At 62.1% G+C, this 26,641-nt stretch carries 28 protein-coding genes; 6 read left to right on the forward strand and 22 right to left on the reverse strand.

Features of this window, described 5'->3' with window-relative positions:
- Positions 1-11: 11 nt before the first annotated feature.
- Positions 12-875 carry a MurR/RpiR family transcriptional regulator gene (locus tag RTP54_RS15470; protein ID WP_112809552.1) on the reverse strand — a complete coding sequence of 288 codons (864 nt, stop codon included), beginning with the start codon at positions 873-875 and terminating at the stop codon, positions 12-14.
- Positions 876-900: 25 nt separating this feature from the next.
- The gene (locus tag RTP54_RS15475) at positions 901-1,290 is read right to left on the reverse strand and encodes a RidA family protein (RefSeq protein ID WP_112833258.1); all 390 of its coding nucleotides are present in this window, start codon (positions 1,288-1,290) and stop codon (positions 901-903) included.
- A gap of 113 nt (positions 1,291-1,403) precedes the next feature.
- Here RTP54_RS15475 and RTP54_RS15480 point away from each other — a divergent pair, with 113 nt between their 5' ends.
- A complete protein-coding gene (locus RTP54_RS15480) occupies positions 1,404-1,895 on the forward strand; it encodes a hypothetical protein (RefSeq protein ID WP_312364426.1) in 492 nt (163 codons plus the stop codon).
- A gap of 28 nt (positions 1,896-1,923) precedes the next feature.
- Positions 1,924-3,399, forward strand: a complete 1,476-nt coding sequence (locus tag RTP54_RS15485) for a M81 family metallopeptidase (RefSeq protein WP_312363929.1) — start codon at positions 1,924-1,926, stop codon at positions 3,397-3,399.
- Positions 3,400-3,537: 138 nt separating this feature from the next.
- Here the strand turns inward: RTP54_RS15485 and RTP54_RS15490 are convergent, their stop codons facing one another.
- The 10 genes from RTP54_RS15490 to RTP54_RS15535 form a co-directional block, all read right to left on the reverse strand.
- Positions 3,538-4,671: an ABC transporter ATP-binding protein gene (locus RTP54_RS15490; protein WP_112815235.1), complete on the reverse strand. Its 1,134-nt coding sequence runs from the start codon at positions 4,669-4,671 to the stop codon at positions 3,538-3,540.
- Between the two features lie 87 nt (positions 4,672-4,758).
- Positions 4,759-5,988, reverse strand: coding sequence for an ABC transporter substrate-binding protein (locus tag RTP54_RS15495; RefSeq protein ID WP_112809557.1), 1,230 nt, complete (start codon positions 5,986-5,988; stop codon positions 4,759-4,761).
- 36 nt (positions 5,989-6,024) lie between these two features.
- Entirely contained in the window at positions 6,025-6,882 is an 858-nt protein-coding gene (locus RTP54_RS15500) for a carbohydrate ABC transporter permease (protein ID WP_112809558.1), read from the reverse strand.
- Positions 6,879-7,763: a carbohydrate ABC transporter permease gene (locus RTP54_RS15505; protein WP_112809559.1), complete on the reverse strand. Its 885-nt coding sequence runs from the start codon at positions 7,761-7,763 to the stop codon at positions 6,879-6,881. Before RTP54_RS15505 ends, RTP54_RS15500 begins: the two co-directional genes overlap by 4 nt.
- Before the next feature lie 11 nt (positions 7,764-7,774).
- The gene (locus RTP54_RS15510) at positions 7,775-8,932 is read right to left on the reverse strand and encodes a Gfo/Idh/MocA family protein (RefSeq protein WP_112809560.1); all 1,158 of its coding nucleotides are present in this window, start codon (positions 8,930-8,932) and stop codon (positions 7,775-7,777) included.
- A gap of 232 nt (positions 8,933-9,164) precedes the next feature.
- A complete protein-coding gene (locus tag RTP54_RS15515; protein WP_312363935.1) occupies positions 9,165-9,986 on the reverse strand; it encodes a pirin family protein in 822 nt (273 codons plus the stop codon).
- Positions 9,987-10,050: 64 nt separating this feature from the next.
- Positions 10,051-10,788: an ABC transporter permease gene (locus tag RTP54_RS15520; protein WP_312363937.1), complete on the reverse strand. Its 738-nt coding sequence runs from the start codon at positions 10,786-10,788 to the stop codon at positions 10,051-10,053.
- On the reverse strand, positions 10,788-11,726 hold the full coding sequence (locus tag RTP54_RS15525) for an ABC transporter ATP-binding protein (protein WP_312363939.1): 939 nt from the start codon (positions 11,724-11,726) through the stop codon (positions 10,788-10,790). The genes RTP54_RS15520 and RTP54_RS15525 overlap by 1 nt, the downstream gene beginning before the upstream one ends.
- Positions 11,723-12,889 carry an ABC transporter permease gene (locus RTP54_RS15530; protein WP_312363941.1) on the reverse strand — a complete coding sequence of 389 codons (1,167 nt, stop codon included), beginning with the start codon at positions 12,887-12,889 and terminating at the stop codon, positions 11,723-11,725. Before RTP54_RS15530 ends, RTP54_RS15525 begins: the two co-directional genes overlap by 4 nt.
- Positions 12,890-13,006: 117 nt before the next feature.
- The gene (locus RTP54_RS15535; RefSeq protein WP_312363943.1) at positions 13,007-13,918 is read right to left on the reverse strand and encodes an ABC transporter substrate-binding protein; all 912 of its coding nucleotides are present in this window, start codon (positions 13,916-13,918) and stop codon (positions 13,007-13,009) included.
- Positions 13,919-14,251: 333 nt separating this feature from the next.
- Here RTP54_RS15535 and RTP54_RS15540 point away from each other — a divergent pair, with 333 nt between their 5' ends.
- Positions 14,252-14,719 carry a DUF4126 domain-containing protein gene (locus tag RTP54_RS15540; protein ID WP_112809693.1) on the forward strand — a complete coding sequence of 156 codons (468 nt, stop codon included), beginning with the start codon at positions 14,252-14,254 and terminating at the stop codon, positions 14,717-14,719.
- The gene (locus RTP54_RS15545; RefSeq protein WP_312363946.1) at positions 14,716-16,092 is read left to right on the forward strand and encodes an FAD-containing oxidoreductase; all 1,377 of its coding nucleotides are present in this window, start codon (positions 14,716-14,718) and stop codon (positions 16,090-16,092) included. Before RTP54_RS15540 ends, RTP54_RS15545 begins: the two co-directional genes overlap by 4 nt.
- Positions 16,093-16,122: 30 nt before the next feature.
- Here the strand turns inward: RTP54_RS15545 and RTP54_RS15550 are convergent, their stop codons facing one another.
- From RTP54_RS15550 to RTP54_RS15585, 8 genes are all read right to left on the reverse strand, one after another.
- Positions 16,123-17,274, reverse strand: a complete 1,152-nt coding sequence (locus RTP54_RS15550) for a M20 aminoacylase family protein (protein WP_312363948.1) — start codon at positions 17,272-17,274, stop codon at positions 16,123-16,125.
- Between the two features lie 10 nt (positions 17,275-17,284).
- Complete coding sequence (locus RTP54_RS15555; RefSeq protein ID WP_112809567.1) at positions 17,285-18,049, reverse strand: ABC transporter ATP-binding protein; 765 nt, start codon at positions 18,047-18,049, stop codon at positions 17,285-17,287.
- 36 nt (positions 18,050-18,085) lie between these two features.
- Positions 18,086-18,787, reverse strand: a complete 702-nt coding sequence (locus RTP54_RS15560) for an ABC transporter permease (protein ID WP_112815243.1) — start codon at positions 18,785-18,787, stop codon at positions 18,086-18,088.
- Complete coding sequence (locus RTP54_RS15565) at positions 18,787-19,500, reverse strand: ABC transporter permease (protein ID WP_112809569.1); 714 nt, start codon at positions 19,498-19,500, stop codon at positions 18,787-18,789. Before RTP54_RS15565 ends, RTP54_RS15560 begins: the two co-directional genes overlap by 1 nt.
- A 120-nt stretch (positions 19,501-19,620) precedes the next feature.
- The gene (locus RTP54_RS15570) at positions 19,621-20,421 is read right to left on the reverse strand and encodes a transporter substrate-binding domain-containing protein (RefSeq protein ID WP_112815245.1); all 801 of its coding nucleotides are present in this window, start codon (positions 20,419-20,421) and stop codon (positions 19,621-19,623) included.
- A gap of 29 nt (positions 20,422-20,450) precedes the next feature.
- Complete coding sequence (locus RTP54_RS15575) at positions 20,451-21,254, reverse strand: dimethylarginine dimethylaminohydrolase family protein (RefSeq protein WP_112809571.1); 804 nt, start codon at positions 21,252-21,254, stop codon at positions 20,451-20,453.
- A gap of 31 nt (positions 21,255-21,285) precedes the next feature.
- Positions 21,286-22,257, reverse strand: a complete 972-nt coding sequence (ctlX, locus tag RTP54_RS15580) for a citrulline utilization hydrolase CtlX (protein WP_312363951.1) — start codon at positions 22,255-22,257, stop codon at positions 21,286-21,288.
- Position 22,258: 1 nt separating this feature from the next.
- Positions 22,259-23,308: an ornithine cyclodeaminase gene (locus tag RTP54_RS15585; protein ID WP_409517152.1), complete on the reverse strand. Its 1,050-nt coding sequence runs from the start codon at positions 23,306-23,308 to the stop codon at positions 22,259-22,261.
- Between the two features lie 124 nt (positions 23,309-23,432).
- Between RTP54_RS15585 and RTP54_RS15590 the strand changes: the two genes are divergently transcribed.
- Positions 23,433-23,858, forward strand: coding sequence for an Lrp/AsnC family transcriptional regulator (locus RTP54_RS15590; protein ID WP_065778353.1), 426 nt, complete (start codon positions 23,433-23,435; stop codon positions 23,856-23,858).
- Between the two features lie 47 nt (positions 23,859-23,905).
- A complete protein-coding gene (locus RTP54_RS15595; RefSeq protein ID WP_112809573.1) occupies positions 23,906-24,427 on the forward strand; it encodes a hypothetical protein in 522 nt (173 codons plus the stop codon).
- A gap of 45 nt (positions 24,428-24,472) precedes the next feature.
- Here RTP54_RS15595 and RTP54_RS15600 read toward each other — a convergent pair whose 3' ends face one another.
- Positions 24,473-24,901, reverse strand: coding sequence for an OsmC family protein (locus RTP54_RS15600; RefSeq protein ID WP_312363962.1), 429 nt, complete (start codon positions 24,899-24,901; stop codon positions 24,473-24,475).
- A gap of 141 nt (positions 24,902-25,042) precedes the next feature.
- On the reverse strand, positions 25,043-26,635 hold the full coding sequence (locus RTP54_RS15605; protein WP_409517139.1) for an ABC transporter substrate-binding protein: 1,593 nt from the start codon (positions 26,633-26,635) through the stop codon (positions 25,043-25,045).
- Positions 26,636-26,641: the final 6 nt, after the last annotated feature.

The following is a 26,641-nucleotide window of genomic DNA, read 5'->3' on the forward strand; positions in this document are numbered from 1 at the left end:
TTCGCGGCACATCAGTCTCCCATCAGCTGGCGGTCGTCACCGTCGCGGTGGGTCACCAGCTGCTGTTTGATGCGCCGAAGTGTAACTGTCGCCTGCGGCTGGACCCGGTAGGCGACGAGGCTTGCGAGGATGTCGAGCAGCGCCAGATAGGCGACGCGGGTGGAGGTGGGACGGTAGATGTTGTTGCCCTCGGGCAGATCGACCGGAACAGTGATCGTTGCGGCGGCCGCGACAGGGCTGTTGCTCTGGGTAAGCGCGATCGTCGGAACCTTGAGCTCGCGCGCCAGCGTAAAGGCTCGCACGAGTTCAGCGTTGCGGCCGGAGAACGACGAACCGATCAGCACATCGCTCGGACGCGCGGCAGCCGCCATCATCAACTGCATGCTGTGGTCGGAACTGGCGGTCACGCGCAGGCCATAACGGAAGAGCCGGTTCTGCAGCTCGCTGGCGATCATCGAGGAGTTGCCGCCCGACCCGAAGGCATAGATCATGTCGGCGGAGGCGATACGCTCGACGGCCTGCTCGATCGCCGCGTGATCGAGCGAGCGATGCAGCAGGAACAATGCGTTCTGCGCCTTGGTGATGATGTCCTGGGCGACATCGCCCGTTTCGCGGCTCTTCGGTTCCGGCTTCAGGTAGCGCATGCCAATATAGGCGGTGCGCGCCAGTTGCACCTTGAAATCGGAGAAACTTTCGCAGCCGAGCCGGCGACAGAAACGCGTGACCGTCGGCGGAGAGACATCGGCCTTGCCAGCCAGCTCGATGATCGACGCATTCACCGCGAACTCGAAGTCGTTCAGCAGAATATCGGCGATCCGGTTCTCCGATTGCGAGAGCCGGCCCTTTTCTTCCTGAAGTGTCGCGAAAATATCCATCGGCAGCTGATGTCCTTAAGGTCTCTCAGCTTTCCTTCGGCTTGTAGGCGATGCAGTCGATCTCGACCTTGCAATCGACCATCATCGACGACTGGACGCAGGCCCTAGCCGGTGGATGCGCACCGAAATATTCCTGATAGATCTTGTTGAAAGTCCAGAAATCGCGCGGGTCGTCGAGCCAGACGCCACAACGCACCACGTGCTCCGGACCGTATCCGGCCTCTTCCAGAATGGCCAGAAGATTGGCGATCGTCTTGTGCGTCTGCGGGATGATTCCGCCTTCGATGATCTCGCCCTTTTCCATGGCGACCTGCCCGGAAACATGCAGCCAGCCGTCTGCCTCGACGGCGCGCGCAAAAGGTAATGGCTTACCGCCAGCACCGACTTGCTCGGTGCCATAACGCTTGATGGTCATGTGTGCCTTCGTGCAAATTATTTTCTTTGATCGTTGACAAGTGACCATATTAAGCCGAATTTGACCAGCGAAAAACACCATTCATGAAAAGAATTTCAATCCAGGGCGAAAACATGCGGGATCCCTTCCTCAATCCGTTTCCCTCTTCCGACGCTGCGCGTCATGCCATCTGGGAGATGCTGGTGCCGCGCGACATCGACGCCTTCCTGGCAGCCGACTGGTCGATGGTTGCGGGCGATTTCGTCGAAGACGGATTCATCGGCATCGACGGGCGCCGCGAGACCAATCCCGACAACTGGCGCCTGACCTTCCCGTCGCTCGCAGCCTATCGCGACGAATGGCTGCGACAGGCGAACGACTTCGCGGGCCTTTCCTTTGCCGAGGACACGCGCACGGCGATCTTCACCACCACGACGCTCGAGGACATCGAAATCAACGGCGATTTCGCCCTGGTCCGCAAGAAGTTCGATGGCGGCTTGAAGAAGTCCGACGGCAGTTTCGACGTCATGCAATGGCAGACCCTCTACTACTGCCGCCTGCACGAAGGACGCTGGAAGATTTCCGGCTTCACCGGTTACCTGCCGTACCCGATGGGCGCGGCTTAAACAGGCGACGACTTGAAAGGCAACGGCATTGCGGATTTTCACAGCGGCGCTTGCGACGGAAACCAACACGTTCTCTCCTATCTGCATAGACCGCCGGGCCTTCGAGGCATCGCTCTATGCGCCGCCGGGCGAGCATCCGGAAACCCCGACCCTCTGTACGGCGCCGATCACGGTCGGTCGCCGCATAGCTGCGGAAAAGGGCTGGACGCTGATCGAGGGCACCGCCACCTGGGCGGATCCGGCCGGGCTCGTCAACCGACAGACCTATGAAGGTCTGCGTGACGAAATCCTCGGCCAGTTGCGCGCAGCACTGCCTGTCGATGCCGTCGTCATGGGCCTTCACGGCGCCATGGTCGCCGATGGCTACGAGGATCCCGAAGGCGACCTTCTGACCCGGATCCGCGAGATTGTCGGCCCCGATGTTCTGGTCTGCGCCGAACTCGATCCGCACAGCCACCTGACGGGCAAGCGTGCTTCGGCGTCCAACTTCTTCGTCTACTTCAAGGAATTCCCGCACACGGATTTCGTCGACCGCGCCGAGGACCTCTGGCGCATCGCCATCGACGCGCTGGAAGGCCGCGTCAATCCTGTCATGTCCATCTTCGACTGCCGCATGATCGACGTCTACCCGACGTCGCGCGAGCCGATGCGCTCGTTCGTCGACAAGCTGATGCGGATCGAGGCGGACGATTCCGATATCCTGTCGCTGTCTGTGGTGCACGGTTTCATGGCCGGCGACGTCCCCGAAATGGGAACGAAGGTGCTGGCCGTGACGAACGGCAAGCCTGAGAAGGGGGCAGCGCTGGCGCGGGAACTGGGGCTCGAGCTCTTTTCGCACCGCGGCACCTTCATCATGCCGCAGATCGACGAGAAGCAGGCCGTCACCCAGGCGCTCGCGGCTACCAAGGGCCCGGTCGTGATTGCCGATGTCTGGGACAATCCAGGAGGAGGTACGGCGGGCGACGCGACAGTCCTGCTCGAAGAACTGCTGGCGCGCGGCGCAACCAACGCCGCCGTCGGCACGATCTGGGACCCGATGGCTGTCCAGATCTGCATGGCCGCCGGCGAAGGCGCGGAAATTCCGTTGCGCTTCGGCGCCAAATCGGCACCCGGTACCGGCAACCCGGTCGACGGTGTCGTCAAGGTTATCAAGCTGGTGCGCGATGCGGAGATGCGGTTCGGCGAGAGTTTCGCGCCTTTCGGCGATTCAGCACTCATTTCCTACCGCGGCATCGACATTATTCTCAATTCGACGCGGGCGCAAAGCTTCGATCCCAGCCTCTTCTCGGTGATGGGCGTCGACCCGCGGACGAAACATATCCTGGTCATCAAGTCGACCAACCACTTCTACGCCTCGTTCTCGAAGATCGCGGCCGAGATCCTCTATTGTTCGGCCGGCACGCCCTACCCGAACAATCCCGCGAGAACCGCCTATCGGCGCGCATCGGCCAATATCTGGCCCAGGGTTGCCGACCCGCATGGCCTTAAGAAGGGCGCGGCCTGAGCCGCCGCGCACTTACCCGGCCGAGCCCCCGAGGTCGGCAGCTGCCGGTCAGGCGGCACCAAAACAACCGACGCCATTGCTTATGAAAAAGGCCGCCGTCCAAGCCATGGACGGCGGCCGATTGCGTAGGCGGTCTGCTCAGGCCGCAGCCGGGTTTAACAGCCCCATGTCGATATCCGTGAGTTCCACGCGACGCTCGAGCGCTATCCCCGCCTCGTCGAAGAGATGGCAATCGGCGGCACGAATGCCCGTCTGCACCGTCTCTTCCGGGCGGATCGCCACCGTGCCCGGCAGCATCGCGCAGTAGTTCTCGCCTTCGCCGCTGATGGCGGCATAGGCGACGGTGTGTGCGCCAAGACGTTCGATCACGGTCGGCGTCACGGTCAGAGTAAGGTCACCGGCGCCAAGCAGGATGTGTTCCGGCCGAACACCCAGCGTCAATGTCCGCCCGACGAGGCCGCCATGCGGCCGAACAGGAACGACGACCGTCTGGCCCTTGTAGTCGACCACCACGCCTTCGTCGCTTGCGCCTTTGCAGGTCACCGGCAGGAAGTTCATCTTCGGATTGCCGATAAAGCCGGCGACAAAGATGTTGGCTGGCTTGTGGTAGAGCTCGAGCGGCGCGCCGGTCTGGGCGATTTCACCGGCATTGAGCACGACGATCCGGTCCGCCATCGTCATCGCTTCGACCTGGTCGTGCGTGACGTAGATCATCGTCGCCTTCAATTGCCGATGCAGCTTCGCCAGTTCGATGCGCATGTCGGCGCGCAGCGCCGCATCGAGGTTTGAGAGCGGCTCGTCGAACAGGAAGATCTTCGGCTCACGCACGATCGCCCGGCCGATGGCCACGCGCTGGCGCTGGCCGCCCGAGAGCATGCCCGGCTTCTGCTGCAGGCGCTGGTCGAGGTGGAGAATGCGAGCCGCTTGCTCCACCTTGGCCTTCAGTTTCTCTTCCGCCATCTTTTCGACGCGAAGCGGAAAGGCGATGTTCTCGAAGACGGTCATGTGCGGATAGAGCGCATAGGACTGGAAGACCATGGCGATCCCGCGCTTGACCGGCGGCAGGTCGTTGACCCGCTTGCCATCGATCAGGATGTCCCCCGAGCTGGTCCCGTCGAGACCGGCTATCATCCTGAGCAATGTCGACTTGCCACAACCGGACGGCCCGACGAAAACCACGAACTCACCGTTCCTGACTTCGAGTTCGATGCCCTTCAGCACCTCGAATGTCCCGTAGAATTTCTGAACCCTGTTGAGATTGAGCTGTCCCAAGAAACTGTCTCCGGCCGCCGGCTGCAAGCGGCCCGTTCATAGCGGATTGGTCAGGGCCGCGAACTGGAGGTCCGCGGCCCGATGATCTTACTTGTACTCTTCGAGTTCGCCAGCTGCCTTCTTCAAGGCGTCGGCCGGCTCGGCCTGGCCGGTCACGACCGACTGGACCATGGCGATGATGACGTTCTGGAAGCCCTTGTAGTCGGTGAAGAGCGGCTCGGGACCACCAAAGGCGATGCCGTCGATGAACGGCTTCCAGTAGGGATCCTTCTTAACGAACTCATCGACCATCGGCGACGGACGAAGCGGCGTCAGGCCGGCAGCGCCCTGCAGCTCATACTCACCTTGCGGACCGGGCGAGGTGATGAACTTGGCAAATTCGATCGCCTTTTCCTCGACGCCGGAACCCTTGAAGACCGCCAGGCTGTCGGTGATCAGCAGCGTGCCCTCACCCTTGGCCGACGGGCCGAGCGGCAGCGGCGCGACGCCCCAGTTGACCTTGGTATCCTTCAGGCGCACGGCCGCACCTGAGCCCGACTGCAGCATGCCGACCTTGCCATCGAGGAAGATGGCGCGCATCTCGTTCTGTTCGTAGGCGGTCGCACCTTCGACGGAGTACGGCGTGATATCCTTGTAGGCCTGGAGTGCGGCCAGAACTTCCGGGCTGTCGATGACGATCTTGTCGCCGTCGATCACCTTGCCGTTGTTGGTGTAAACCCAATGCATGAACTGGTGCATCGTGTTGTCGAAGGTCTTGGCCGGGAGACCATAGCCGGCAAGGCCGGTCTTTTCCTTGATCGCCTTGGCAAACTCGATCTCTTCGGCCCAGGTCTTCGGCGGCTTCTCGGGATCAAGGCCAGCCTGCTTGAACAGGTCCTTGTTCCAGTAGAGCGCCTTGGTCGAGAAGGCGACGGGAACGCCCCACTGGTTGCCGTCGAAGGTCACCGTGTCGACGATGTTGGGGTAGTAGGTCTTCTTCTCCTCGTCCGTCATCGGCACGGGCACGATCAGGTCGTTCTGGGCGAACTCCTTCAGTGTGCGCGAGCCGACATAGGCCATGGCGACCGGCGTGCCGGCGGCCGCGAGCGTCGTCGCCTTGTCCTGGCACTGAGCCCAGCCGACAACTTCCGGCGTGACCTTCCAGCCCGGGTTCTTTTCTTCCCACTGCTTGATGTACTTGGCATGCACCGCGTCCATGGTGTCGCCGCAGTAGATCCAGCTGATCTCCTGGTCGGCGGCCTGGGCGGCGATGCCGCCGAGCGTGGTCGAGCCGAGCAGGGCGAGTGCGAATACCCCTGTCTTGAATTGAATTGACACCTTTTTATGCTCCCGTTCTCTGGTGGTTGGTTGGTCTTATTGTTTCACCGCGCCCGCGGTCAGCCCGCTGACGAGATACCGTTGTAGGAGAAAGATCACGACGACCGCCGGGGCGATGCCGACAAAGCTCGCCGCCATGAGCTCGTTCCAGATGACCTCCTGGCGGCCGAAATAGGCAAACAGCCCAACCGGCAGCGGCATGTATTCGGTCTTGGAGTTGAAGGTCAGTGCGTAGATGAACTGCTGGGCATAGGCGCCGATGAAGGTTGTGATCGCCACCACCGTGATGCCCGGCATGGCGATCGGCAGGATCACGCGGCGGAGCGTATAGAAATGGCTCGCACCGTCGACGAAGGCCGCCTCGTCCAGCTCGCGCGGGATGCGCATCATGTAGGTGCGCAGCAGCCAGATCGCCGACGGGATCAGGAAGGCAACGCCCGGCATGATCATGGCGAGATAGGTGTTGAGCACGCCGAAGCTGCGCATCAACCGGAAGAGCGGGATCAGCAGGACGGCGCCGGAAAACATGTTGACCGCGAGGAAGGCCCCGAGCAGCAGCCCGCTGCCGCGAAAGTTGAAACGGGCAAAGGCGTAGGCTGCGGGAATGACCAGGATCAGAACGATAGCCGTGACGATCGTCGAGATGAAGAAGGAATTGAAGATGTATCGGGCAAAGCCCGGCACGCTTTCCCACATGGTGTAGTAGGCCGCAAACGAACCGTTCTCGGGCCAGAACTTGTAGGGCGACGAGAAAAGCAGGCTGAGCGGCTTCAGCGATACGATGAAGCCTTCGACGAACGGCGCCAGAATGAAGGCCAGGAACACGAAGATGCCGGCATAGATGGCAACGAGTTCGTACCAGCGATAGCGGTTGATCATGGCAGGCTGGCTCATTTCTGTTCCCCCGCGGACAGACGGCTGGTGACCCGGAAATAGGCAAAGCAGAAGATCGACAGGAAGATGCAGATCAGCACGGCACGGGCCGCACCCTCCCCGTACTTCTTCGAGCCGATGGCGGTGCGATAGGTGTCGATGATCATCGTGGTGGTTTCGCCGTTCGGGCCACCCTGGGTGAGGATCCAGATGATATCGAATGAGTTGAAGGTCGCGATCAGCGACAGCATCGACATGGTGATCAGCGACGGCACCAGCAGCGGCAGCGTGATCCGGCGGAAACGGTAGAACCGCCCTGCCCCGTCCGTCCAGGCAGCCTCATAGAGGTCCTGCGGGATCGCCTGCATCGCCGCCAGCATATAGAGCGTGACCAGCGGCACGCCGATCCACACGTCCGTGACGATCGTTGCCCAGAAGGCGGTGGAGCCGCGAGCGAGGAAGGCGATCGGTCCATCGATCAGCCCCCAGTTCTGCAGCACGCCGGAAATCATGCCGAACTGGCCGTTATACATCCAGCCCCACATGAAGATGCCGATGGCCATCGGCACGATCCATGGCGGCATGGTGAGCAACCGGAAGAGTGCGCGGCCGGGCACGGCCGCATTCAGCATCGTCGCGCCGAAGACGCCGATGATCATCTTGATCGAGACCGAGAAGAAGGTCCACACGAAGGTGCGGAAGATGACCTCGGCGAAGGTCTCATTGAAGATCTTGTCGTAATTGACCCAGCCGACCCAGTTCGTCGTCTTCTTCAGCGAGGCGTCCGTGAACGACAGGATGAAGGTGTCGACGAGCGGATAGGCGACGATAACCGTGACATAGAGCACGGCGGGCAAGAGCAGGATCCAGGCGAAGATGATCGTGCTGCGTTGAACACTCATCCCGCTTCCCCTCATGCCGCGCGTGAATGCAGGGCTTCGTCGAAGCGATCCCAGATGGGCCTGAGATCGATCACGCTTCGCTTGCGGCGGGCCTCGTCCATCGACAAGGCGAGGATGCCGGCTTCGAGCGCATCGATCGTCGAAACCGGCAGCGGCCGGCCGTCGCGGACGTGGCCGATGATATCAGTCGCCATCTGCTCGTCGGCACCATAATGCTGCGACAGTTCGGTGGCGGCGTATTTGTTCTCGATCACCTTCTTGCCGGTCAGCATCTCGTGCACGTCGAAATAGCCGCGGATGAAGTCGCCTTCGGCCATGCCGCGCGATCCCATGATGCAGAACCGGCGGAACTGGTCCGGCACATTGAGATTGGTGTGGAAGTTCATGCCGACGCCATTGGCATATTCGACGATCGCGACCTGGTAATCGATGATGTCGCCGTCGCTGTCGAACACCTTGTCGGAGCCCATCCAGCCGCTTGGCTTGCGATGGAACAGCTCGAGGTCGTTGATGCCTTCGCGCGCCGGGTCGTTGGCCGGAATGAAGCTCTTGCGGCCGCCGAAGCTCGCCACCCGTTCCGGTCTTGCACCGATGACGCCGTTGTAAAGATCTAGGTCGTGGCAGCATTTTTCCAGCATGAAACTACCGGAATAGCGCTCGTAGCGGCGCCAGTCGCGCATGAAGAAGGCGCCGTGATAAGGCTCGATATGTTCGGAGGCCTCGATCGAGACCACCTGGCCGAGCTTGCCCTCAGCAAGGGCCGCGCGCAGATCGCGATACATCGGCGCATAGCGCAGCACGAGGCCGACCATCAGCCGCTCATGCCCGAATTTCGCCATCAGTCCCGCAAGCTCGAGGCTCTCCTGAACGGTCGTCACGATCGGCTTTTCGCTGAAGACCTTGAGGCCGGCCTCCAGCCCGATGCGGATGTGATCGAGATGCAAATGGTTCGGCGAACCGATCATCAGGAGGTCGAGCTTTTCATTGGCGATCAGCTCTTGCGGCGTCGCATAGGCCGTGCCGGCGGAAATTCCCTTCTCGATCAGGCCCGGCAGCCCGGCAGGCGCCGGATCGACGTATCCCGCGATCTCGAAGTTCTCGTCCATGGCTTTGAAAACGTAGCCCAGATATCCGAGACGGAATCCGAGTCCGATTATCCCGACTTTCATGCTCGCACTGTTCCCTTGCCTTATGGCGTAATTTATTTTCGCAGACTGGTGCAGTTTTTTCAGGTCGTCAACCTATATCCGCGCATTTTGTAAAATTGTGAAATTCATTTTCATAACGGAGGCAAATGCCGCAATTGCAGGCTTTCCACCGGCAACCAAAGATGGCGCCCTCCTCACAACTCTCCGACAAGGGGAAATCGGTCCAGACCACTGCACGTTGCGTGAGTGGTTTCTAATTGGTTCTGGATCGTCCGACGAGGCGGTTGCGCCAGCGCAATAGCTGCAAAAGGGGCCGGGCGAAGAAGGGGGCCGGTATCTTCCGATGGTCGCCCACGGTCCCCTGCCGCGCGCAAGGCGCATCGGGCTCAATCAGGAATGCGACGACCACCGAACTGCCGGAGGCGCGAAGCGCAAGTGGCCCATCAGAGGGAAACAGGCCCTGATCGGCCTCCGCAAATCCGACATCCGCGACCTCTATCGCACCGGAGAAAACGTAGAAGTAGAGGTGCCGCCCGGGCCCCTGCGGGAAGGTGGCACTCACACCCGCCTCGAGCCTGATGTCGAAGATATCGATTGCGTTGCGCACGAAGAACGGCGCAGCACCGCCCTCCTCCCCGACAAGATGCCGCCACCTATTGTCGGGTGCGGCTGCAATGGGACCGTGCTGGATATGTGCCGGTAGGTCGGCTGTGTGCGGACGAACCAGGATTTGCAGCATCCTGAGCGGCGGATCGTTCGGCAGTGTCTCCTCCGAGTGCCAGAAGCTGCGTCCCGCATTCATCACCATCAGGTGCGCCCCGTCCGTCACCAGTCGCCCGCCTGCCCTATCATCGTGACGCATGACCCCGTGCGGTACCCAGGAGAGGATTTCATCGTTGCGATGCTCGTGCATGGCGATCAGCCTGCCGGGTGCAAGCATGGACTCGACCACCATTGCCAGCGGACCATAGCCGTGGTCCCGGGGTCTGGGCAGCAGCCATCCAGGCATATTGAGGCGGATCTTGAACCCGCCCATATCCCTGACGACAGGACTTTTGGCGCCGCGGTAAAGCACGTTTTATCTTAACACGAAAAGGCGCCAAACGCCGCAGCGCTCTCGCCTGCCGGCGGCGTCCGCTCTAGCGCCCCACTCGCGAACCAAGGCTCCGTTCGGCCGCCTGCAAACCGTCATGAATGAGGACGGCAAGCACGGCGACGATGAGGCCGCCTTGCACGACAAAGGCAAGATTGTTCGATTGCAGTCCGGCGATGATCACCTCGCCGAGCGTCCTTGCCGCCACGGTCGAGCCGATCGTCGCCGTCGCCAGGCTGATGACGACGGACAGCCGGATGCCGGCAAGGATGACCGGCATCGCCAGCGGCAGCTCGACCTTCATCAGCCTCTGACGCCCGGTCATGCCCGTGCCCCTTGCCGCTTCCATGATCGCCGGCGGCAAGGTCGTCAGCCCCGTCAGCGCGTTCTCGAAGATCGGCAGCAGGCCATAGAGGAAAAGCGCGATTAGCGTCGGCTTTTCGCCGAAACCGAAGATCGGGACAGCAAGCGCAAGCACGGCGACCGGCGGAAAGGTCTGGCCGATATTCACCAGGCTGCGCGAAAGCGGCAGGAACTCCGCCCCCGACGGCCGTGTCACCAGGATCGCCAGCGCCAGCGCGACGACGGTCGCGCCCGCCGTTGCGATCGCAACGGTACGCAGATGCAGCAATGTCAGCTGTAACAGGCTGCCCTGATTGTAGATCGCCGGCGCGTTCTGCTGCACAAGTGGCCGCAACAATGGCTCGAACCATTGCGGCTGGACGAGGAACGCGATCAGAAAGGCAAGGGCCAGCAGCCGAAACAGATTGGGAAGTCTGAGCATCAGGTTGGCCCCGCGGCACGCTGCGCCAGGCCTTCCAGACTGACCCTGCCGATGACGGCGCCATCGGGTCCGACGACGGGAAGTGCCTTGCGTCCTGACCAGAGCAGCGCCGACAAGGCTTCGCGCTGGCTGGCCGCACTCGATATCGCCTCGCCTTCCGCCGCGCCAGGCTCGACGGCGTCCGCGACGGTTTCGATCGCCAGCAGCCGAAACGGTCGCTCGCCGGCGCCGATCAGGCTTTCGACGAAGGTAGTCGCCGGTTTGACGAGCATCTCGGCCGGCGTCGCGTATTGCACCACCTCGCCCTTGTCCATGACGGCAATCCGGTCGGCCAGATGAAAGGCCTCCTCCATGTCATGGGTGACGAGGACGATGGTCGTCTCGAAATGTTTCTGGATCGCCAGGAGATCGTCCTGCGCCTTGGCGCGGATGATCGGATCGAGCGCACCGAACGGCTCGTCCATCAACAGCACCTTCGGCTCCGCGGCCAGCGCCCGGGCAACGCCGACGCGCTGCTGCTGGCCGCCGGAGAGTTCGTGCGGATAACGCGGCCCGAACGCCGCCGGGTCGAGCTGAAAGAGCGTCAGCAACTCCTTGACCTTCGCGTCGATGCGGGCGCGATCCCAACCGAGCAGCGTCGGCACGGTGGCGATATTCTGGGCAACGGTGCGATGTGGAAACAGGCCATGCCCCTGGATGGCATAGCCAATCCGGCGGCGCAGCTCGTAGCCCGGCAGCGCGCGATTGTCCTCGCCGTCCAGGCGGATCGCACCCGAGGTCGGCTCGACCAGACGATTGATCATCCGGAGCAGTGTCGTCTTTCCGGAGCCGGAGGTGCCGACAATCACGGTGACCGTGCGCGGCGCAATCGTCAGGCTGACATCCCTGACGACAGTGGTTTCGCCGTAGCACTTGGTGATGCCTTCGATCTCGATCATGCGCTTTGCATCCGATTGTGGTTTGGTGTGGCCGTCTCGATCACGGCGTCGAGGACAATGGCCGCAGTGAACGCCAGAAGCACGGTCGGAACCGCGCCGAGCAGCACCAGGTCCATCGCCGTCTGCCCGACGCCCTGGAAAACGAAGACGCCGAAGCCGCCACCGCCGATCAATGCCGCGATGGTGGCAAGCCCGATGTTCTGGACGAGGACGATGCGAATGCCGGTGAGAATGACGGGGAAGGCCAGCGGAAACTCGATGCCGGCAAGGCGCTGGAAGTCGGTCATGCCGATGCCACGCGCCGCCTCGTTGGCCTCCCTCGGCACGCCGGCAAGCCCGACCACGGTGTTGGCGACGACCGGCAGAAGCGAATAGAGGAAGAGGGCGACGAAGGCCGGCGCCGTGCCGATACCGCGAATGCCGATGGCGGCAGCGCCGGGGACATGAAGCGCGATCCAGCCGAGCGGTGCGATCAGGATGCCGAAGAGCGCGATCGACGGGATCGTCTGGATCGCATTCAACGCGCCGAGCAGGCCGTCACGCAGGCGCGGGGCGCGATGGCAGAGAACACCGAGCGGAATGCCGACAGCCGTGGCGGCGGCAAGCGACCCCAATGCCAGCATCACATGCTTGCCGGCCTCGGACCAGAATGTATCGGCCCGGCTCGCATACTCCTTGAGGAGCGAGAGGCCATCCCAGGCGCCTGATATCAGCACCACCGCGATAAAGCCGAGCACCGCGAAAAGAATGACGACGCGCACCAGTGGCGTCGGCCTGAGCCGCGTCAGGGCGTCGGCGGCCAGGAGAGCCAGCGCGAACAGCAGGAGCCAGAAGCCGGAGGCGGGCGAAACCCGGGCATAGGTATTTTCGGGCGGCGTCAGGTGGCCGGCTGCAGCACCTATCGCAAGCGCAAACACGGCCAGCGCGCACAGGGCAATGGTAAGGCGCAGCACGCCCGGCGTTTTTAGAATGGCGAGGATGATGGCGACAATGATGAAGAGGAGAACGAGAGCCGCCCATGTCGGCGGTAGCGCCTCGCTGATCGAACGGCCTTCGCCCGCAACGATGCGGTTGGCCCGGAAGGTCGCGAATGGCGCAAGAAAGGCGCCATAGGCCGTCAGTGCGGCAATGATTACGCCGAGCTTGTCCACCCGCAGCTGCATCAGATCCCTTTTTTCCCCACCCGGATCCCGCTTGACGGACCCTTGTCGTTCCATGCCCAGAAAAGAAAACGCTGGCCGGATGGCTGCATCCGACCAGCGTCGCGCTTTTGCGTCAACCTATTTCAGGAAGCCGTTTTTCTTCAGGAAGTCCTGGGCGACCGCCTTTGCCGGCTCGCCACCCACCTGCACGCGGCCGTTCAGTTCCTGCAGCGTCACCAGGTCGAGTTTCTCGAACACCGGCTTCAGCAGGGTCTCGATCTGAGGGTTTTCCTTCAGCACCGCCTCGCGGATGATCGGAGCCGGCTGGTAGACCGGCTGCACCGATTTGTCGTCTTCCAGCACCACGAGCCCGGAAGGCGCGATGCCACCATCGGTTCCATAGACCATGGCGGCATTGGCGCCGTTGGTCTGGTTGGCGGCCGCAGCGATCGTCGCTGCCGTATCGCCACCCGAAAGCGTGATCAGTTGTTCCGGCTTCAGCGTGAAGGCATAGGTCGTCTGGAATGCGGGAAGAGCCGCGGCGGAGTTTACGAATTCGGACGAGGCCGCCAGCACGATGTTGCCGCCGCCGGCAACGTACTTGCCAAAATCGGAAAGTGTGGCCAGTTTGTTGGCTTCGGCCACATCCTTGCGCAGGCCGATCGCCCAGGTGTTGTTGGCGGGCGACGGCGTCAGCCAGACGATCTTGTTGGCGTCGTAATCGAGCTTCTTTGCCGCCTCATAGGCCTTGGTCGCATCCTTCCAGGCGGGATCGTCGGCCTTTTCGAAGAAGAAGGCGGCATTGCCGGTATATTCCGGATAGATGTCGATCTCGCCGGCGGTGATCGCCTTGCGCACGACAGGGGTCGCGCCGAGCTGTACCCGGTCTACGGTCTTGATGTTGTTGGCATTCAGCACGGCCAGGATGATGTTGCCGAGCACGCCGCCTTCCGTATCGATCTTGGAGGAGACGACGACGTCGGCGCTGGCGGCGGCTGCCGTGAGCGTGAAGGCAAAGGCTGTACCGATAAGCAGTTTGGTCAGGCGCATGGAATTCTCCCTCGAAATTCAGTCCGGCAGTTTGATCACGGAACAATCCCGCCGTCCGGGCAAGCCATTCCATATATGTCAGTCCCAGACGAAAAATAGGGTTGCGCATGGAGAGTGTGGCGGACGAAATATTCCAACATTAAGTAAAACTACTGAAAGCATAGACTAACGCGTGCGCCGCATCCGATTGGCCGTTGCAATCTGGAGCGTTGTCGGTCACTTTGATCGTGGCCCGCCAGACACTGCGCTTTCACTCTTGGTTGCGATGCCGCTCGACCCGAACCGCCTGGGGGCTGGCGGCAAGGGTTCGCCCGGCGAATGTTCGGGGACTTGATGTCGATCTATCTTCTCGCGCTTCTCATCGGCGTGGTCGCTGGCCTTCGCGCCATGACCGCACCCGCCGCCGTCAGCATTGCCGCCGCTGCGGGCTGGCTGCAGCTTAACGGCACCTGGGCTACCTTCCTGGCTTTCCGCTTCACGCCTTACATCTTCGGGCTGCTTGCCCTTGTCGAATTCGTGACCGACCAGTTGCCGGGCACGCCAAGCCGCAAGGTGCCGCAACAGTTCGGCGCGCGTATCGTCAGCGGCGGCTTCAGCGGCGCGGTCATCGGCACGGCCGGCGGATCGCTGATCGGCGGCCTGATTGCCGGCATCATCGGCGCCGTGATCGGTACGCTTGGCGGCTACGAGGCGCGCAAGCGGCTGGTCGCAGCAACAGGTGGCAAGGATCTGCCGATCGCCCTGCTGGAAGACATCGTTGCCGTCCTGCTCGCGCTTTGGGTGGTGTCCTCGGTGTCATGAGCAAACGCTTCGACGCCATCATCATCGGCGCCGGACAGGCGGGACCATCACTCGCTGGCCGCCTGAGTGCTGCCGGCAAATCCGTGGCTCTGATCGAGCGCAAGCTCTTTGGCGGCACCTGCGTCAACACCGGCTGCATGCCGACCAAGGCGATGGTCGCCAGCGCCTACGCCGCTCACATGGCCCGCCGCGGCGCCGATTTCGGGGTGGCGACGGGCCCGGTTTCCGTGGATTTTGCCCGTGTCATGGCGCGCAAGGACAAGGTCAGAACCGACGCCCGCTCGGGCGTTGAAAACTGGCTCAAGGGCATGGAAAACTGCACGGTGATCGAGGGCCACGCCCGCTTCGAGGACCCGCACACCGTCCGGGTGGGCGAGGATATCCTCACGGCCGACCAGATCTTCCTCAATACCGGGGGCCGTGCGGCAACGCCGGATTTTCCCGGCGTCAACGACGTACCTTTCCTCACCAATGTCTCGATGATGGACCTTGCCGTCCTTCCTCGGCACCTGATCATCGTCGGCGGCAGCTATATCGGGCTTGAGTTCGCGCAGATGTTCCGGCGTTTCGGCTCAGAGGTGACGGTGATCGAGAAGGGCTCGAGACTGATCGGGCGCGAGGACGCCGACGTGTCGGACGCAGTCCTTGCGATCCTCGCGAAAGAAGGCGTTCAATTTCGGCTCAATGCCGAATGTATCCACTTTGCCAGACACGGCGACGACGTCGCAGCCGGCGTCGACTGCACCTCCGGCGCGCCTGAGATCATCGGCTCGCATCTACTGCTTGCAACCGGACGCCGACCGAACACCGACGATCTTGGCCTCGACAAGGCGGGCGTGAAGACCGACGCGCGCGGTTATGTCGAGGTCGACGACGCCTTGCGCACGAACGTGCCGCATATCTTCGCCATGGGTGACTGCAACGGCCGCGGCGCCTTCACCCACACCGCCTATAACGACTTCGAGATCGTCGCCGCCAACCTGCTCGACGGCGAGCCCCGAAAGGTCACCGATCGCATTTCGACCTATGCGCTCTATATCGACCCGCCGCTCGGGCGCGCCGGCATGAGCGAGACGGAGGCGCGCAAAACGGGGAGAAACATTGCCGTGGGAACACGGCCGATGACCCGTGTCGGCCGGGCGGTCGAAAAAGGCGAGACCGACGGTTTCATGAAGGTAGTCGTCGATGCCGACAGCCAGGAGATCCTGGGCGCATCGATCTTGGGCACGGGTGGCGATGAGGCGGTGCAGAGCATTCTCGACGTCATGTATGCGAAAAAGCCCTACACCACGATCACGCATGCGGTGCATATTCACCCGACGGTGTCGGAACTGATCCCGACGGTTTTCGGCGATCTCAAGCGGGTGGGCTGACGACCGGAATACCGGTCGCCATACCTCGGCTTACACCAGCGCGGAGCGCGCGAGATGGTAAAAATACATCGCGCCGCGCTCCAGGATGTCGTCGTTGAAATCGTATCGGGTCGTGTGCAATCCGCTCGAATCTCCGTTGCCGATCAAGACATAGGCGCCCGGAACCTTTTCCAGGAGGAAGGAAAAGTCCTCGCTGCCCATCAGCGGTTCCGCAAGTTCGACGAACGAACCTTCGCCGAATTTTTCGGCAATCACGGCACGCGCGTGCTCGACCGAATCCGCGTCGTTGATCGTCGCGGGATATCCGACCTGCCAGCCGAAGGCGACATCGGCATTGAAGCTCTGCGCCTGGAAGCGGGCGATCTGCTCGACGCGCTCCTGTAATTGCTTGCGCACCACGGGATCGGTGGCCCGCATGCTGATCTCGAGCACCGCCGTATCGGGAATGATGTTCGATGCAGAGCCCGACTGGAAAGAGCCGACGGTGACGACGGAGGGCTGGTGCGGCGAGACGTTGCGCGACACCAGCGTCTGCAACGCCATGACGATGCTCGAGCCGACAACGACGGGATCCACCGTCAGCTCCGGCTGCGCCCCATGGCCGCCCTTGCCCTTGATCGTCAGCGTCAGCACGTCGATCGAGGCGGCCATGGCACCGGCGCGCGTCGAAAAGGTGCCGGCCGGCAGGCCCGGCCAATTGTGGAGCGCAAAGACGCGTTCGCAGGGAAAGCGCTCGAACAGTCCATCCTCGATCATCAGCTTGCCGCCGCCGAAATTCTCCTCGGCCGGCTGGAAGATCAGATGGACCGTTCCGTTGAAGCTTTCGTCCTGTGACAGCGCCCAGGCAGCACCGAGCAGCATGCTCGTATGCCCGTCATGGCCGCAGGCATGCATGGCGCCTGGATGTTTGCTCTCATAGGCAAGCCCGGTCTCTTCCTGCATCGGCAGTGCATCCATGTCGGCGCGAAAGCCGATCGAACGGTTGCTGTTTCCGCGCTTCAGCGTTGCGACGATGCCGGTCGTTGCAAGACCGCGTGTCACTTCGAAGCCCCAGGACTGCAGCAGGCCGGCGACGAATTCGGAGGTCTTGACCTCGGAGAGGCCGATTTCCGGCATTTCGTGCAACCTGTGGCGGATATTGACGAGTTCGGGCAGGAACTCAGACAGGGTCGCGTCGCGCATGGGTCTCTCCTCAGGCCATCTGCAGGAACTGGCGCAGGCGCGCCGATTTCGGGTCACGCATCACCTGCGACGGGGCGCCGCGTTCCTCGACGAGCCCCTTGTGCAGGAAGATGACTTCGCTGGAGATGTCGCGCGCCAGCGACATTTCGTGCGTCACCATCACCATGGTGCGCCCCTCCTCCGCCAGCTTCTTGATCACCAGCAGCACCTCGTTGACGAGTTCCGGATCGAGCGCCGAAGTCGGCTCGTCGAAGAGCATGACATCGGGTTTCATCGCCAGGGCGCGTGCGATCGCCGCGCGCTGCTGCTGGCCGCCGGAGAGCTGGTTAGGGTAGTGGTCGCGTTTCGGCGTGATGCCGACCTTCTCCATCAGCACTTCAGCTTCGCCGATGGCGTCCTTGCGCGTCATGCCGAGCACATGCATCGGCCCTTCGATGATGTTTTCGAGAATGGTCTTGTGGGACCAGAGATTGAAGCTCTGGAACACCATGCCGAGGCGGGTGCGGATATGTTCGAGCTGGCGCTTGTCGGCCGCCACGAGCTTGCCGTCCTTGCCCTTCACCGTCCGGATCACTTCGCCCGACACCGTGATCTCGCCCTCGTCCGGCGTCTCCAGATAGTTGATGCAGCGCAGAAGCGTGCTCTTGCCCGAGCCACTGCTGCCGATCAGCGAGATGACGTCGCCGGATTTCGCTTCGAACGAAACGCCCTTCAGCACCTCGACCGAGCCGAAGCTCTTGTGGATGTTGTTCACGGACAGCGCGGTTGCGACCATCGTCGTTCCTCCTGTGGCGCAAGCTGCGCCTTGTGCTTATGCCTTCGCCGTGCGGTAGCGGGTCAGCCGCTTCTCGACGACGTTCATGACCCGCGTCAGGATGAAGACGACGGTGAAATAGATGATGCCGGCCGCAATCAGCGGTTCGAAGATCAACAGCGACTGGCGCTGCAGCATGCGCGCCGTGCCCATCACCTCAAGAATGGTGATCGTCGAGGCGAGCGACGTCGTCTTCAAAAGGATGATCAGGTCGCCCGTCAGAACCGGCAGGCAGGAGCGCAGCGCCTGCGGCAGCGTGATGCGCCGAAGGATCATCGACGAGCGCATGCCGATCGATTTGGCCGCCTCGATCTGCCCGCGCGGGATCGCCTTGATCGCGCCACGGATGACTTCTGCATTATAGGCCGCTTGGTTGAGGCTGAGCGCGAAGATCGCGTACCAGAGACCGTCGCGAAGATAGGGCCACAGGAAGCTGTGGCGAACCCAGGTTCCCGGCAGCACCTGCCCGAGACCGTAATAGACAAGGTAGATCTGCACCAGCAGCGGCGTGCCGCGAAACGCAAAGGTGAAGACATAGGCCGGCATCGAAAGCATGCGCCGGGTCGAAAGCCGGGCGAGCGCGACAAGCGTGCCGATGACCAGGCCGAAAATACCGGCAACGGCCGTCAGGAGCAGCGTGAGCGGCGTCGCCTTGATCAGCGCCGGCAGGAAGCCGATGACGTTGGTGATCGTTTCCATCAATGATGCCCCCGGTTCAGGCGGCGTTCGATCTGGGCGATCACCAGAACGGAAACGAGCGTGATCATGAGGAACAAGACGGCCGTCAGCCCGTAGAAGAAGATGTATTGCTTGGTGCCGGCGGCGGCGCGGTAGCCGGTGTAGAGCAACTCGCTGAACGAGCCGAGCACGCTGATGATGGCGCTTTCCTTGGTGATCGACAGCCAGAGATTACCCATGCCCGGCACCGCATGGCGCATCATCTGCGGCAGCACGATGCGGGTGAAGACCTTGCGCGGTCGCATGCCGATCGAGACGGCGGCCTCGATCTGGCCGGGCGGAACCGCGAGAAAGGCCGAGCGCAGCACTTCCGTCATGAAGGCGCCGGAGACGAAGGCGAGCGCGATGATGGCGGCCCAGAAGGAGCTGAACTGGAAGGTCTCGGCGACAAGGCCGAAATGCTTCAGCAGCCGCTCGGCGCCGCTTGCCACCGAGAAATAGAGAAGAAGGATGACCAGGAGCTCGGGAAGCGAGCGCACGACGGTGGTGTAGATATCGGCGATCAGCCGCGGCAAGCGGTGCTTAGAAAGCTTTCCTGCAGCGCCCAATAGCCCGAAGACGATCGCAACCGCATAGGCGACCACGGAGACCTGCAGCGTCATCACCAGGCCCCAGGCGAAATCGTCGCCCCAGCCTTCGCCGCCCCAGGCAAGCAATTGCCAGTAATACTCCATCCGTCGCTACCTGTTCCCGATTGGTGTCGTCAGCCAAGGGCTGCGATGATGCCCGGACGCTACGGTCCGTTCGGCAAACGAGGGCGAAGGGACCAGGCCCGACGCCCTCGGTAAGATCAGTTACTTCTGGCCGAAGATCCACTTGTCGACGAGGGTCTTGACCTGTCCGTCCTTTTCGAGGGCGGCAAGACCGGCATTGACCTTCTCGAGCGTCGCAGCGTCACCCTTGCGCACGGCATAGGCCACACCTTCGCCGAGAACGGCGTTCTTCGGAACCTCGACCTTGACTTCGTAGTCGGCGCCGTCAGGCGACTTAAGGAACGTCTGGATATAGAGGTCGGGGATCAGGACGTAGTCGACGCGGCCGGCGACGAGATCGGCCACCGAGTTGTCGGCAGTGTCGTAGCTCTTGGCTTCGGCGCCCGGCAGGTACTTGGCGACGTAGGCGGACTGCACGCTCGAGGTCTGCACGCCGATGATCTTGCCCTCGACACTCGCCGGATCGATGATCTGGCCGGTGCCGTCGGCAGCGTCGACCGTCTTGATCTCGCTGGTGTCGGACTTGGCGCCGACGAAGGACGTGCCTTCGGTGTAGTAAGGCGTCGAGAAGTCGACGACCTTGCGCCGCTCATCGGTGATCGAGAACGCACCGATGATGAAATCGACCTTGTTTTCCTTCAGCGACGGGATGAGACCATCCCATGCCATCTGGTTGATGTCGCACTTGACCGCCATCTTCTCGCAGAGCGCGCGGGAAAGGTCGGCCTCGAGGCCTTCCCATTCGCCGCCGGCATTGACCTGCGTGAACGGCATGTAGGGCTCGGGCGTCATGCCCAGGCGCAGGGTGTCCTCGGCGAAAGCAGCGCTTGCCGCCATCGAAAGGGCGATCCCTGCAAACAGGGCCGACTTCAACGTTCTCATGATAATTCCTCCGCGAATGTGTATCTGGATCAGAGCGTGTTGCTGAACCAGCGCAGCGACATGCAGGACAGGCCCGCGTCGATCTTGCCGATTTCAGTGGTCTTCATCGGCACGACCTTGTAGCCGAGCTTGTCGAGCATCTCGATGGTGCGCGGGAAGTCCGAGCCGACCATGACGACGTCGTTGACGCGCAGTGCATTGGCCGCCGGCTCTTCGCCCTCGGGAATGATGACCTGCTTGAAGCGGTCGAACACGCCGGACTTCGCAAGGCGCGCAGTCGACAGCACGGTCTCTTCGTCGAGAAGCGAGCAATCGGTCTTGAAATGCAGCACGCCTTCAGGGGTGGAGACGATCTCGCTCTTGCGGCCGAGCTTGTCGAGGCAGGCCTGCAGCGCTTCGGCGCCGACCTTGTCGGTACGGGCCGAAAGGCCGATCATCACGCTTTCGCGGGTCGTCAGCACGTCGCCGCCGTCGGCAAGGCCGGTGCCCGGCAGATCGAGAACGGTCTCGAACATCGCACGAAGCGTCGGCTCGATCTCGATCGTCTCCTTGACGCGCGTGGCCGCACCCGGACGCAGCAGGATCGCGCCTTCGGTGAAGACCAGCGCCGGATCTTCGACGAAGATCGAATCCGGGAAGGCTTCGAGCGCCGGAAGAACGGTGACCTTGACGCCCGCATCCTTCATCGCAGCGATGTAGGTATCGTGCTCGGCCTTCACGCCCTCATAGGTCGGATTGCCACGATCATCGGCACGCAGGCCGTTGACGACGGTGGTCGAGGGGGTACGCACGATGATGTTGTTGAAATTGTAGACGGGGCGTGCTTGCGACATTTGTAGTACCTTTGGCTTGGATGAGGTGCTTCTATCGATCGGATGGGACGGCGTAAAGCTTTTGCGTACCGGCCGGTTCTCTACGCGACAAATGAACGCCCGCGAGCATGCAGCGCACGGAGCCGCCGGCAAGCTCGATGGTCGGCACGTCGAAGGCGAGCACGCGGGCCGAAGCCTCGAGCGCCTTGATCTGGTCCGCACGCAGCGATGCGAGCGCGCGCGCCGACATCGCGACCACCCGCCCGTCGGCCCCATCGAGTTCGATCGCGTTGCCGGCGAAATTCTCGATCTGATCGATCGTGAGGTCGATGACCTGACGGCCCGTTTCCTCCAGTCGCGCGCAGATTTCCTGCCGACGCGCGACATCGGGGATCATGCTGGTGCCGATCAGCGCGAAATCCGTGCCGATGCACATCAGCACATTGGTATGGTAGATCGAATTGCCATTGCGGTCGACTGCGCCGAACACCATCGGCTCGAAATTGAAGTGGGTGCAGAAGCGCTCCAGCGCCACCTCGTTGGTGCGGTTCGAGCGCGCGGCATAGGCGACGCGACCGATATGGTCGAGCACCATGGCGCCGGTGCCTTCGAGATAGACGCCGTCCTTTTCAAGGCCGGAATAATCGATCACGTCCTGGACGCGGTACTCTGACTTCAGCATCTCGACGATGTCGGCGCGGCGTTCGCTCTGGCGGCTTTCCGAATACATAGGATAGATCGCCACATGGCCGCCCGAATGGGTGGAGAACCAATTGTTCGGAAACACCGAGTCCGGGCGCGTGACCGTTTCGTCCTCGAACATGTGAACGGCGACACCGGCGGCCGACAGGCCATCGGCCATGCGCGTCACTTCATCGAAGGCGGCCGTCGCGATCGCCGAGGGCTTGCGTGCCTCGTCGGTCGATTGGAACGCGTTATCCTTGGCCGTCATCGGGTTCGGGCCGAAATGATGCGGACGGATCATCACGACGCCCTTCGGCGCCTGTACGGATAGTCTCTTCATGTTATGCAGCGCTCCGCTCGGCAGGGGCCGCCGGCTGCTGCCGGAACAGACCGTAGAGGTCACGCGGGTGCTCCGGCTGCGTCGTCAGGTCGAGCTCGGTGTAGAAAGCGGTGCCCTGGATCTTGTCGCGCAGGAAGCGCAGCGCCGAAAAATCCTCCGTGGCAAAGCCAACGGAATCGAAGATGGTGATCTGAGCGTTGCTGCGGCGGCCTTCGGCATCCCCGGTGATCACCTGCCAGAGCTCGGTGACCGGGAAATCCGGCGCCATCTGCTGGATCTCGCCTTCGATGCGGGTCTGCTCCGGATATTCGACGAAAACGTCCGCGCGGCGCAGGATATCGCCCTGCAGTTCGGTCTTGCCGGGGCAATCGCCACCGACAGCGTTGATGTGCACGCCGGCGCCGACCATGTTGTCGGAAAGGATCGTCGCATTGCGCTTGTCGGCCGTCACAGTCGTGATGATATCGGCTCCGGCAACAGCCTCTTCGGCGGTCTTGGCGACGACGATCTCGAAATCCATGTCGGCGAGGTTCTTCAGGAACTTGTCCGCTGCTTCGCCGTCGATGTCGAAGACCTGCAGGCGCTTGATCCCGAGCAGCGCCCGGAATGCTAGGGCCTGGAATTCGGACTGCGCACCGAGGCCGATGATCGCCATCGAACGAGCGTCGGGACGGGCAAGATACTTGGCGGCCAGCGCCGAGGTTGCCGCCGTGCGCAGGCCGGTCATGATCGTCATCTCGGACACGAGGCAGGGATAGCCCGTGCTGACATCCGACAGAACGCCAAACGCTGTCACCGTTTGCAGGCCGACGTTCGGGTTCGTCGGGTGGCCGTTGACGTATTTGAAGCCGTAGTGCTCTCCATCCGACGTCGGCATCAGTTCGATGACCCCCGTCTTCGAATGGCTCGCAAGCCGCGGGGTTTTCTCGAACGCGTTCCACCTGCGGAAATCGTCTTCGATATATTCCGCAAGACCCAACAGGAACGTTTCAATGCCGGTCGATTTGACCAGCTCGATTACGTTGCCGACACCGACATACTGAACCACGATTCCAACTCCATCGCGAAATTTGATGAAGTCAGCGTAGGCATGCAAGAAGCGAGTTGAAATTTTAAACCTGCGCAAAAACAAAACTATTATTGAGCAAATTGCACAATCGAGTTATGCAGAATTCATGCATATCTTCGATGACCTCGATCACCAGCTGATTTCGCTCCTGCGAGAAGACGGCCGCGCGCCCTACTCCAAGATTGCAACGGTGCTGGGCATTTCGAGGGCGACGGTGCAGACACGCATTGACAGGTTGCTGGAAAGCGGCGCCGTGCTCGGCTTCACGCTGCGCGTGCGGCAGGATTATGACGATCGCGCCATCCGGGCGATCATGATGATCGAGGTCAGCGGCCGCAACACCACCAAGGTCATCAAGTATTTGCGCGGGTTGCCCGAGCTTTACGCCCTGCATACGACCAATGGTGGCTGGGATCTGGTTGCCGAAATCCGCGCCAACAGCCTCAGCGATTTCGACCGGATCCTGCGCGAGGTGCGCGACGTCGAAGGCGTATCCAACAGCGAGACGAGCATTCTGCTCAGCACCGTTTAGTTCCCACCCGCAAGCGCGCGCCCAGACCGCGCCAGACAGGCAAGACCGTGAGCCACATTCCCCAGATCGACTACGATACCGCATCGCAGACCATCCGTGACGCCCATGACGAGGAGGTGCGCGTGCGTGGCCGGATGACCAACATGAAGCGCACGCTGCTGCATTCGCCGGTGGCGCACCGGATCTATGCCGAGTGGTTCACGTTGAGGGAAGAGTTGCGGCCGGCTCTCGACGACCGGGCCATCTGGCTTTTGTCGCACGCAATTTCGGAAGCCATGCAGTCGCCGATCGCGATGGGGTTCTTCCGCCGCGCCTTCGCCAATTCCGGCGTCGACTTCCATGCGGTCGTGCCGACCGCCGACGAACAGCGGCTGATCGACTTCGGCCGGGCGATCGTCGCCAATTCCAACGCCGTTCCGGCGGAAATCTGGGATGGGCTGAAGGCGCGCTACGACAACGCGGCTCTCGTCAACCTGGTGGCATTTGCCGGGATCATGGTTGCAACCGCACTGTTCAACAATGTGGTCGAAGTCGAATTCGATCCGGAGTTGGCGCCGTTCATCGATTGACGCGGTCGGTGGCCCGAGCCAGTCGGGCCGCCCGCACGGCGGGTGTCAGTCGGCGTATCGGGTCACGAATTCCGGGTTGCCGCGCAGGGTATTGCTGACGGTGCAGATTTCGTTTTCGGCCGCCTCGGCAATCGCGTGCCGGGTCGCGTCGTCGAAGTCGCCCTTGATGTCGAAAAGGATATCGAATTTGGCGATGCGCGACGGTTCGTCATGCGCCTTCTCGCCCGTGACCTTGGCGCTGAGTTCGATCAGCCGGTCGAGCACGCCGAAGCGGCTCGCGGCAATGCGCGCGCTGAGGACGAGGCAACTGGCAAGCGAAGCGTAGAGCAGATCGAGCGGCCCATAACCGGCTTGAGACGGCGCGGTAACGATATCGAGTTCGCCGCCTGTGACCGACGTCACGTGCGGGAAGCCGGTTTTGCCGACCACGGCCGTGGCACCCGTTTCTCGCGTCCTTACCTTCACGTCTGCCATTTTACTCGCCTTCTCCAATATGCGCGGTTTCGGGCTCAGTCACTTGGCTGAACCCTATCGTCTGTGACACCGCGGGCCACCTGTGGCCCACGGTGCTGATATGTCCGCGCTCAGTCGCCAGCGCAAGTGAGCGCGGAGAAATCAGTTCTTCTTCACGAGGCGGTAGAAGACGAAGTCCGAGGTGGCGCCGTTGACGTAGCCTTCGACCTTGTCCTTCATCGCAACCTGGGTCGCGGCCTGGAACATGATCACGATCGGCGACTTTTCCTGCACCTTGCGCTGCAGGTCGACGTAGAGCGCCGAACGCTTGGCCGGATCGGCTTCCTTCAGCGCAGCCTTCGTTTCTTCGTTGAGCTCGGCCGGAACGGCCCAGCCGTTACGCCACGTGGTCGTCGACTGGTACTTGTCGTCCGCATTGTCCTCGTTATAGGCAAACGCCTTGGCGTTCGAATGCGGGTCCATGAAGTCGGGGCCCCAGTAGAGCAGCATGGCTTCGTGGGTACGAGCACGATACTTGGTGATGACCTGGCTGCCGGTCCCCGGGATGATGTCGAAGGTGATGCCGGCTTCGCCGAACGAAGCCTGCAGCGATTGCGCCATGTCGGTGAACGGCGTCGAGTTGATGACGTCGAGCGTCACCTTGATCGGCGTCTTGATACCGGCGTCTGCGAGGATCTTCTTCGCCTTTTCGACATCGTAGGTGTACGGCGTCTCGTCGAGCGAGCCCGGGAAGCCCTTAGGCCAGAAGGCCTGATGGACGTCCATCTGCCCCTTCAGGAAACTGTCGGTCATGCCCTTGTAGTTGACGAGGTAGCGCGCGGCTTCCCAGACGGCCGGCGGCTGCAGGGCTGCGGCCTTCTGGTTGAACGACAGGAAGTGAACGGCTGCCTGCGGATAGGACTCAACCTTCATGCCGCCCTTGGCCGAAACGCTTGCCATCTGGTCCGGCGTCAGGTTCTTCGCCATGTCGACGTCGCCGGTTTCAAGCATCAGCTGCTGTGTTGCCGCTTCTGCGACGTGACGGATGATCACGCCCTTGATGGCCGGAGCGCCACCGAAGTAGTTCGGGTTGGCCTGCAGGTTCAGAAGTTCGCCGGCGCGGAAGGCCTTCAGCACGAAGGGGCCAGAACCGGCCGAGTTCGCCTTCAGCCATGTATTTCCGTAGTCGCCGTCTGCTTCGTTCGCCTTGACGGCTTCCGCGTCGACGACCGAGGCCGGACGGGCGGCGAGCACGTTGAGAACGAAGGCGGACGAGAAGTCGCCTTCATATTTGATCGTGACCTTGTTGCCGTCGGCGGTCACCATCTTGTCGATGTTTTCGGGCGTCCAGCCGAGCTGCGTCAGGATGAAGGCGGGCGCCTTGTTGAGCACGACGACGCGCTTGAACGAATAGACGACGTCTTCGCCGCGCAGCGGGTTTCCGGACGAGAAGGTGACGCCGTCACGCAGGGTGAAGGTGATCGTCTTTGCCGCATCGTCGGCGGTCCATTCGCTGGCAAGACCAGGCGCAAGCTTCAAAACGTCGGGTGCATCGTACTGTACGAGGCGGTCATAGGTCTGCGTCACGTATTCGCCGGACGAAAACTCATAAGCTTCGGCCGGGTCGATGCTGACGATATCGTCGATATTCTGGGCAACCACCAGCACTTCGGCAGGGGTCTCCGCCAGGGCTGCCGGCGATACGCTCAGCATCAGGGACGCCGCGAAAACCGCGGCCGTGAACATTCTCATCATTGCTCT

It is taken from the genome of Ensifer sp., assembly GCF_031989085.1.
Classification (GTDB): domain Bacteria; phylum Pseudomonadota; class Alphaproteobacteria; order Rhizobiales; family Rhizobiaceae; genus Ensifer.

Excerpts from the sequence above, each read along its gene's own strand:
- RTP54_RS15530 (WP_312363941.1), bottom strand. The coding sequence starts at position 12,889 with ATGCAGCTGCGGGTGGACAAGCTCGGCGTAATCATTGCCGCACTGACG.
- RTP54_RS15575 (WP_112809571.1), bottom strand. The coding sequence starts at position 21,254 with ATGTCGCAAGCACGCCCCGTCTACAATTTCAACAACATCATCGTGCGT.
- RTP54_RS15550 (WP_312363948.1), bottom strand. The coding sequence starts at position 17,274 with ATGCGCGACGCGACCCTGTCTGAGTTCCTGCCCGAACTCGTCAATATC.
- RTP54_RS15560 (WP_112815243.1), bottom strand. The coding sequence starts at position 18,787 with ATGGAAACGATCACCAACGTCATCGGCTTCCTGCCGGCGCTGATCAAG.
- RTP54_RS15470 (WP_112809552.1), bottom strand. The coding sequence starts at position 875 with ATGGATATTTTCGCGACACTTCAGGAAGAAAAGGGCCGGCTCTCGCAA.
- RTP54_RS15480 (WP_312364426.1), top strand. The coding sequence starts at position 1,404 with ATGCGGGATCCCTTCCTCAATCCGTTTCCCTCTTCCGACGCTGCGCGT.
- RTP54_RS15510 (WP_112809560.1), bottom strand. The coding sequence starts at position 8,932 with ATGAAAGTCGGGATAATCGGACTCGGATTCCGTCTCGGATATCTGGGC.
- RTP54_RS15540 (WP_112809693.1), top strand. The coding sequence starts at position 14,252 with ATGTCGATCTATCTTCTCGCGCTTCTCATCGGCGTGGTCGCTGGCCTT.
- RTP54_RS15555 (WP_112809567.1), bottom strand. The coding sequence starts at position 18,049 with ATGGTCGCAACCGCGCTGTCCGTGAACAACATCCACAAGAGCTTCGGC.
- ctlX (WP_312363951.1), bottom strand. The coding sequence starts at position 22,257 with ATGAAGAGACTATCCGTACAGGCGCCGAAGGGCGTCGTGATGATCCGT.
- RTP54_RS15535 (WP_312363943.1), bottom strand. The coding sequence starts at position 13,918 with ATGCGCCTGACCAAACTGCTTATCGGTACAGCCTTTGCCTTCACGCTC.
- RTP54_RS15525 (WP_312363939.1), bottom strand. The coding sequence starts at position 11,726 with ATGATCGAGATCGAAGGCATCACCAAGTGCTACGGCGAAACCACTGTC.
- RTP54_RS15505 (WP_112809559.1), bottom strand. The coding sequence starts at position 7,763 with ATGAGTGTTCAACGCAGCACGATCATCTTCGCCTGGATCCTGCTCTTG.
- RTP54_RS15475 (WP_112833258.1), bottom strand. The coding sequence starts at position 1,290 with ATGACCATCAAGCGTTATGGCACCGAGCAAGTCGGTGCTGGCGGTAAG.
- RTP54_RS15570 (WP_112815245.1), bottom strand. The coding sequence starts at position 20,421 with ATGAGAACGTTGAAGTCGGCCCTGTTTGCAGGGATCGCCCTTTCGATG.
- RTP54_RS15590 (WP_065778353.1), top strand. The coding sequence starts at position 23,433 with ATGCATATCTTCGATGACCTCGATCACCAGCTGATTTCGCTCCTGCGA.
- RTP54_RS15520 (WP_312363937.1), bottom strand. The coding sequence starts at position 10,788 with ATGCTCAGACTTCCCAATCTGTTTCGGCTGCTGGCCCTTGCCTTTCTG.
- RTP54_RS15565 (WP_112809569.1), bottom strand. The coding sequence starts at position 19,500 with ATGGAGTATTACTGGCAATTGCTTGCCTGGGGCGGCGAAGGCTGGGGC.
- RTP54_RS15500 (WP_112809558.1), bottom strand. The coding sequence starts at position 6,882 with ATGAGCCAGCCTGCCATGATCAACCGCTATCGCTGGTACGAACTCGTT.
- RTP54_RS15600 (WP_312363962.1), bottom strand. The coding sequence starts at position 24,901 with ATGGCAGACGTGAAGGTAAGGACGCGAGAAACGGGTGCCACGGCCGTG.
- RTP54_RS15605 (WP_409517139.1), bottom strand. The coding sequence starts at position 26,635 with ATGATGAGAATGTTCACGGCCGCGGTTTTCGCGGCGTCCCTGATGCTG.
- RTP54_RS15545 (WP_312363946.1), top strand. The coding sequence starts at position 14,716 with ATGAGCAAACGCTTCGACGCCATCATCATCGGCGCCGGACAGGCGGGA.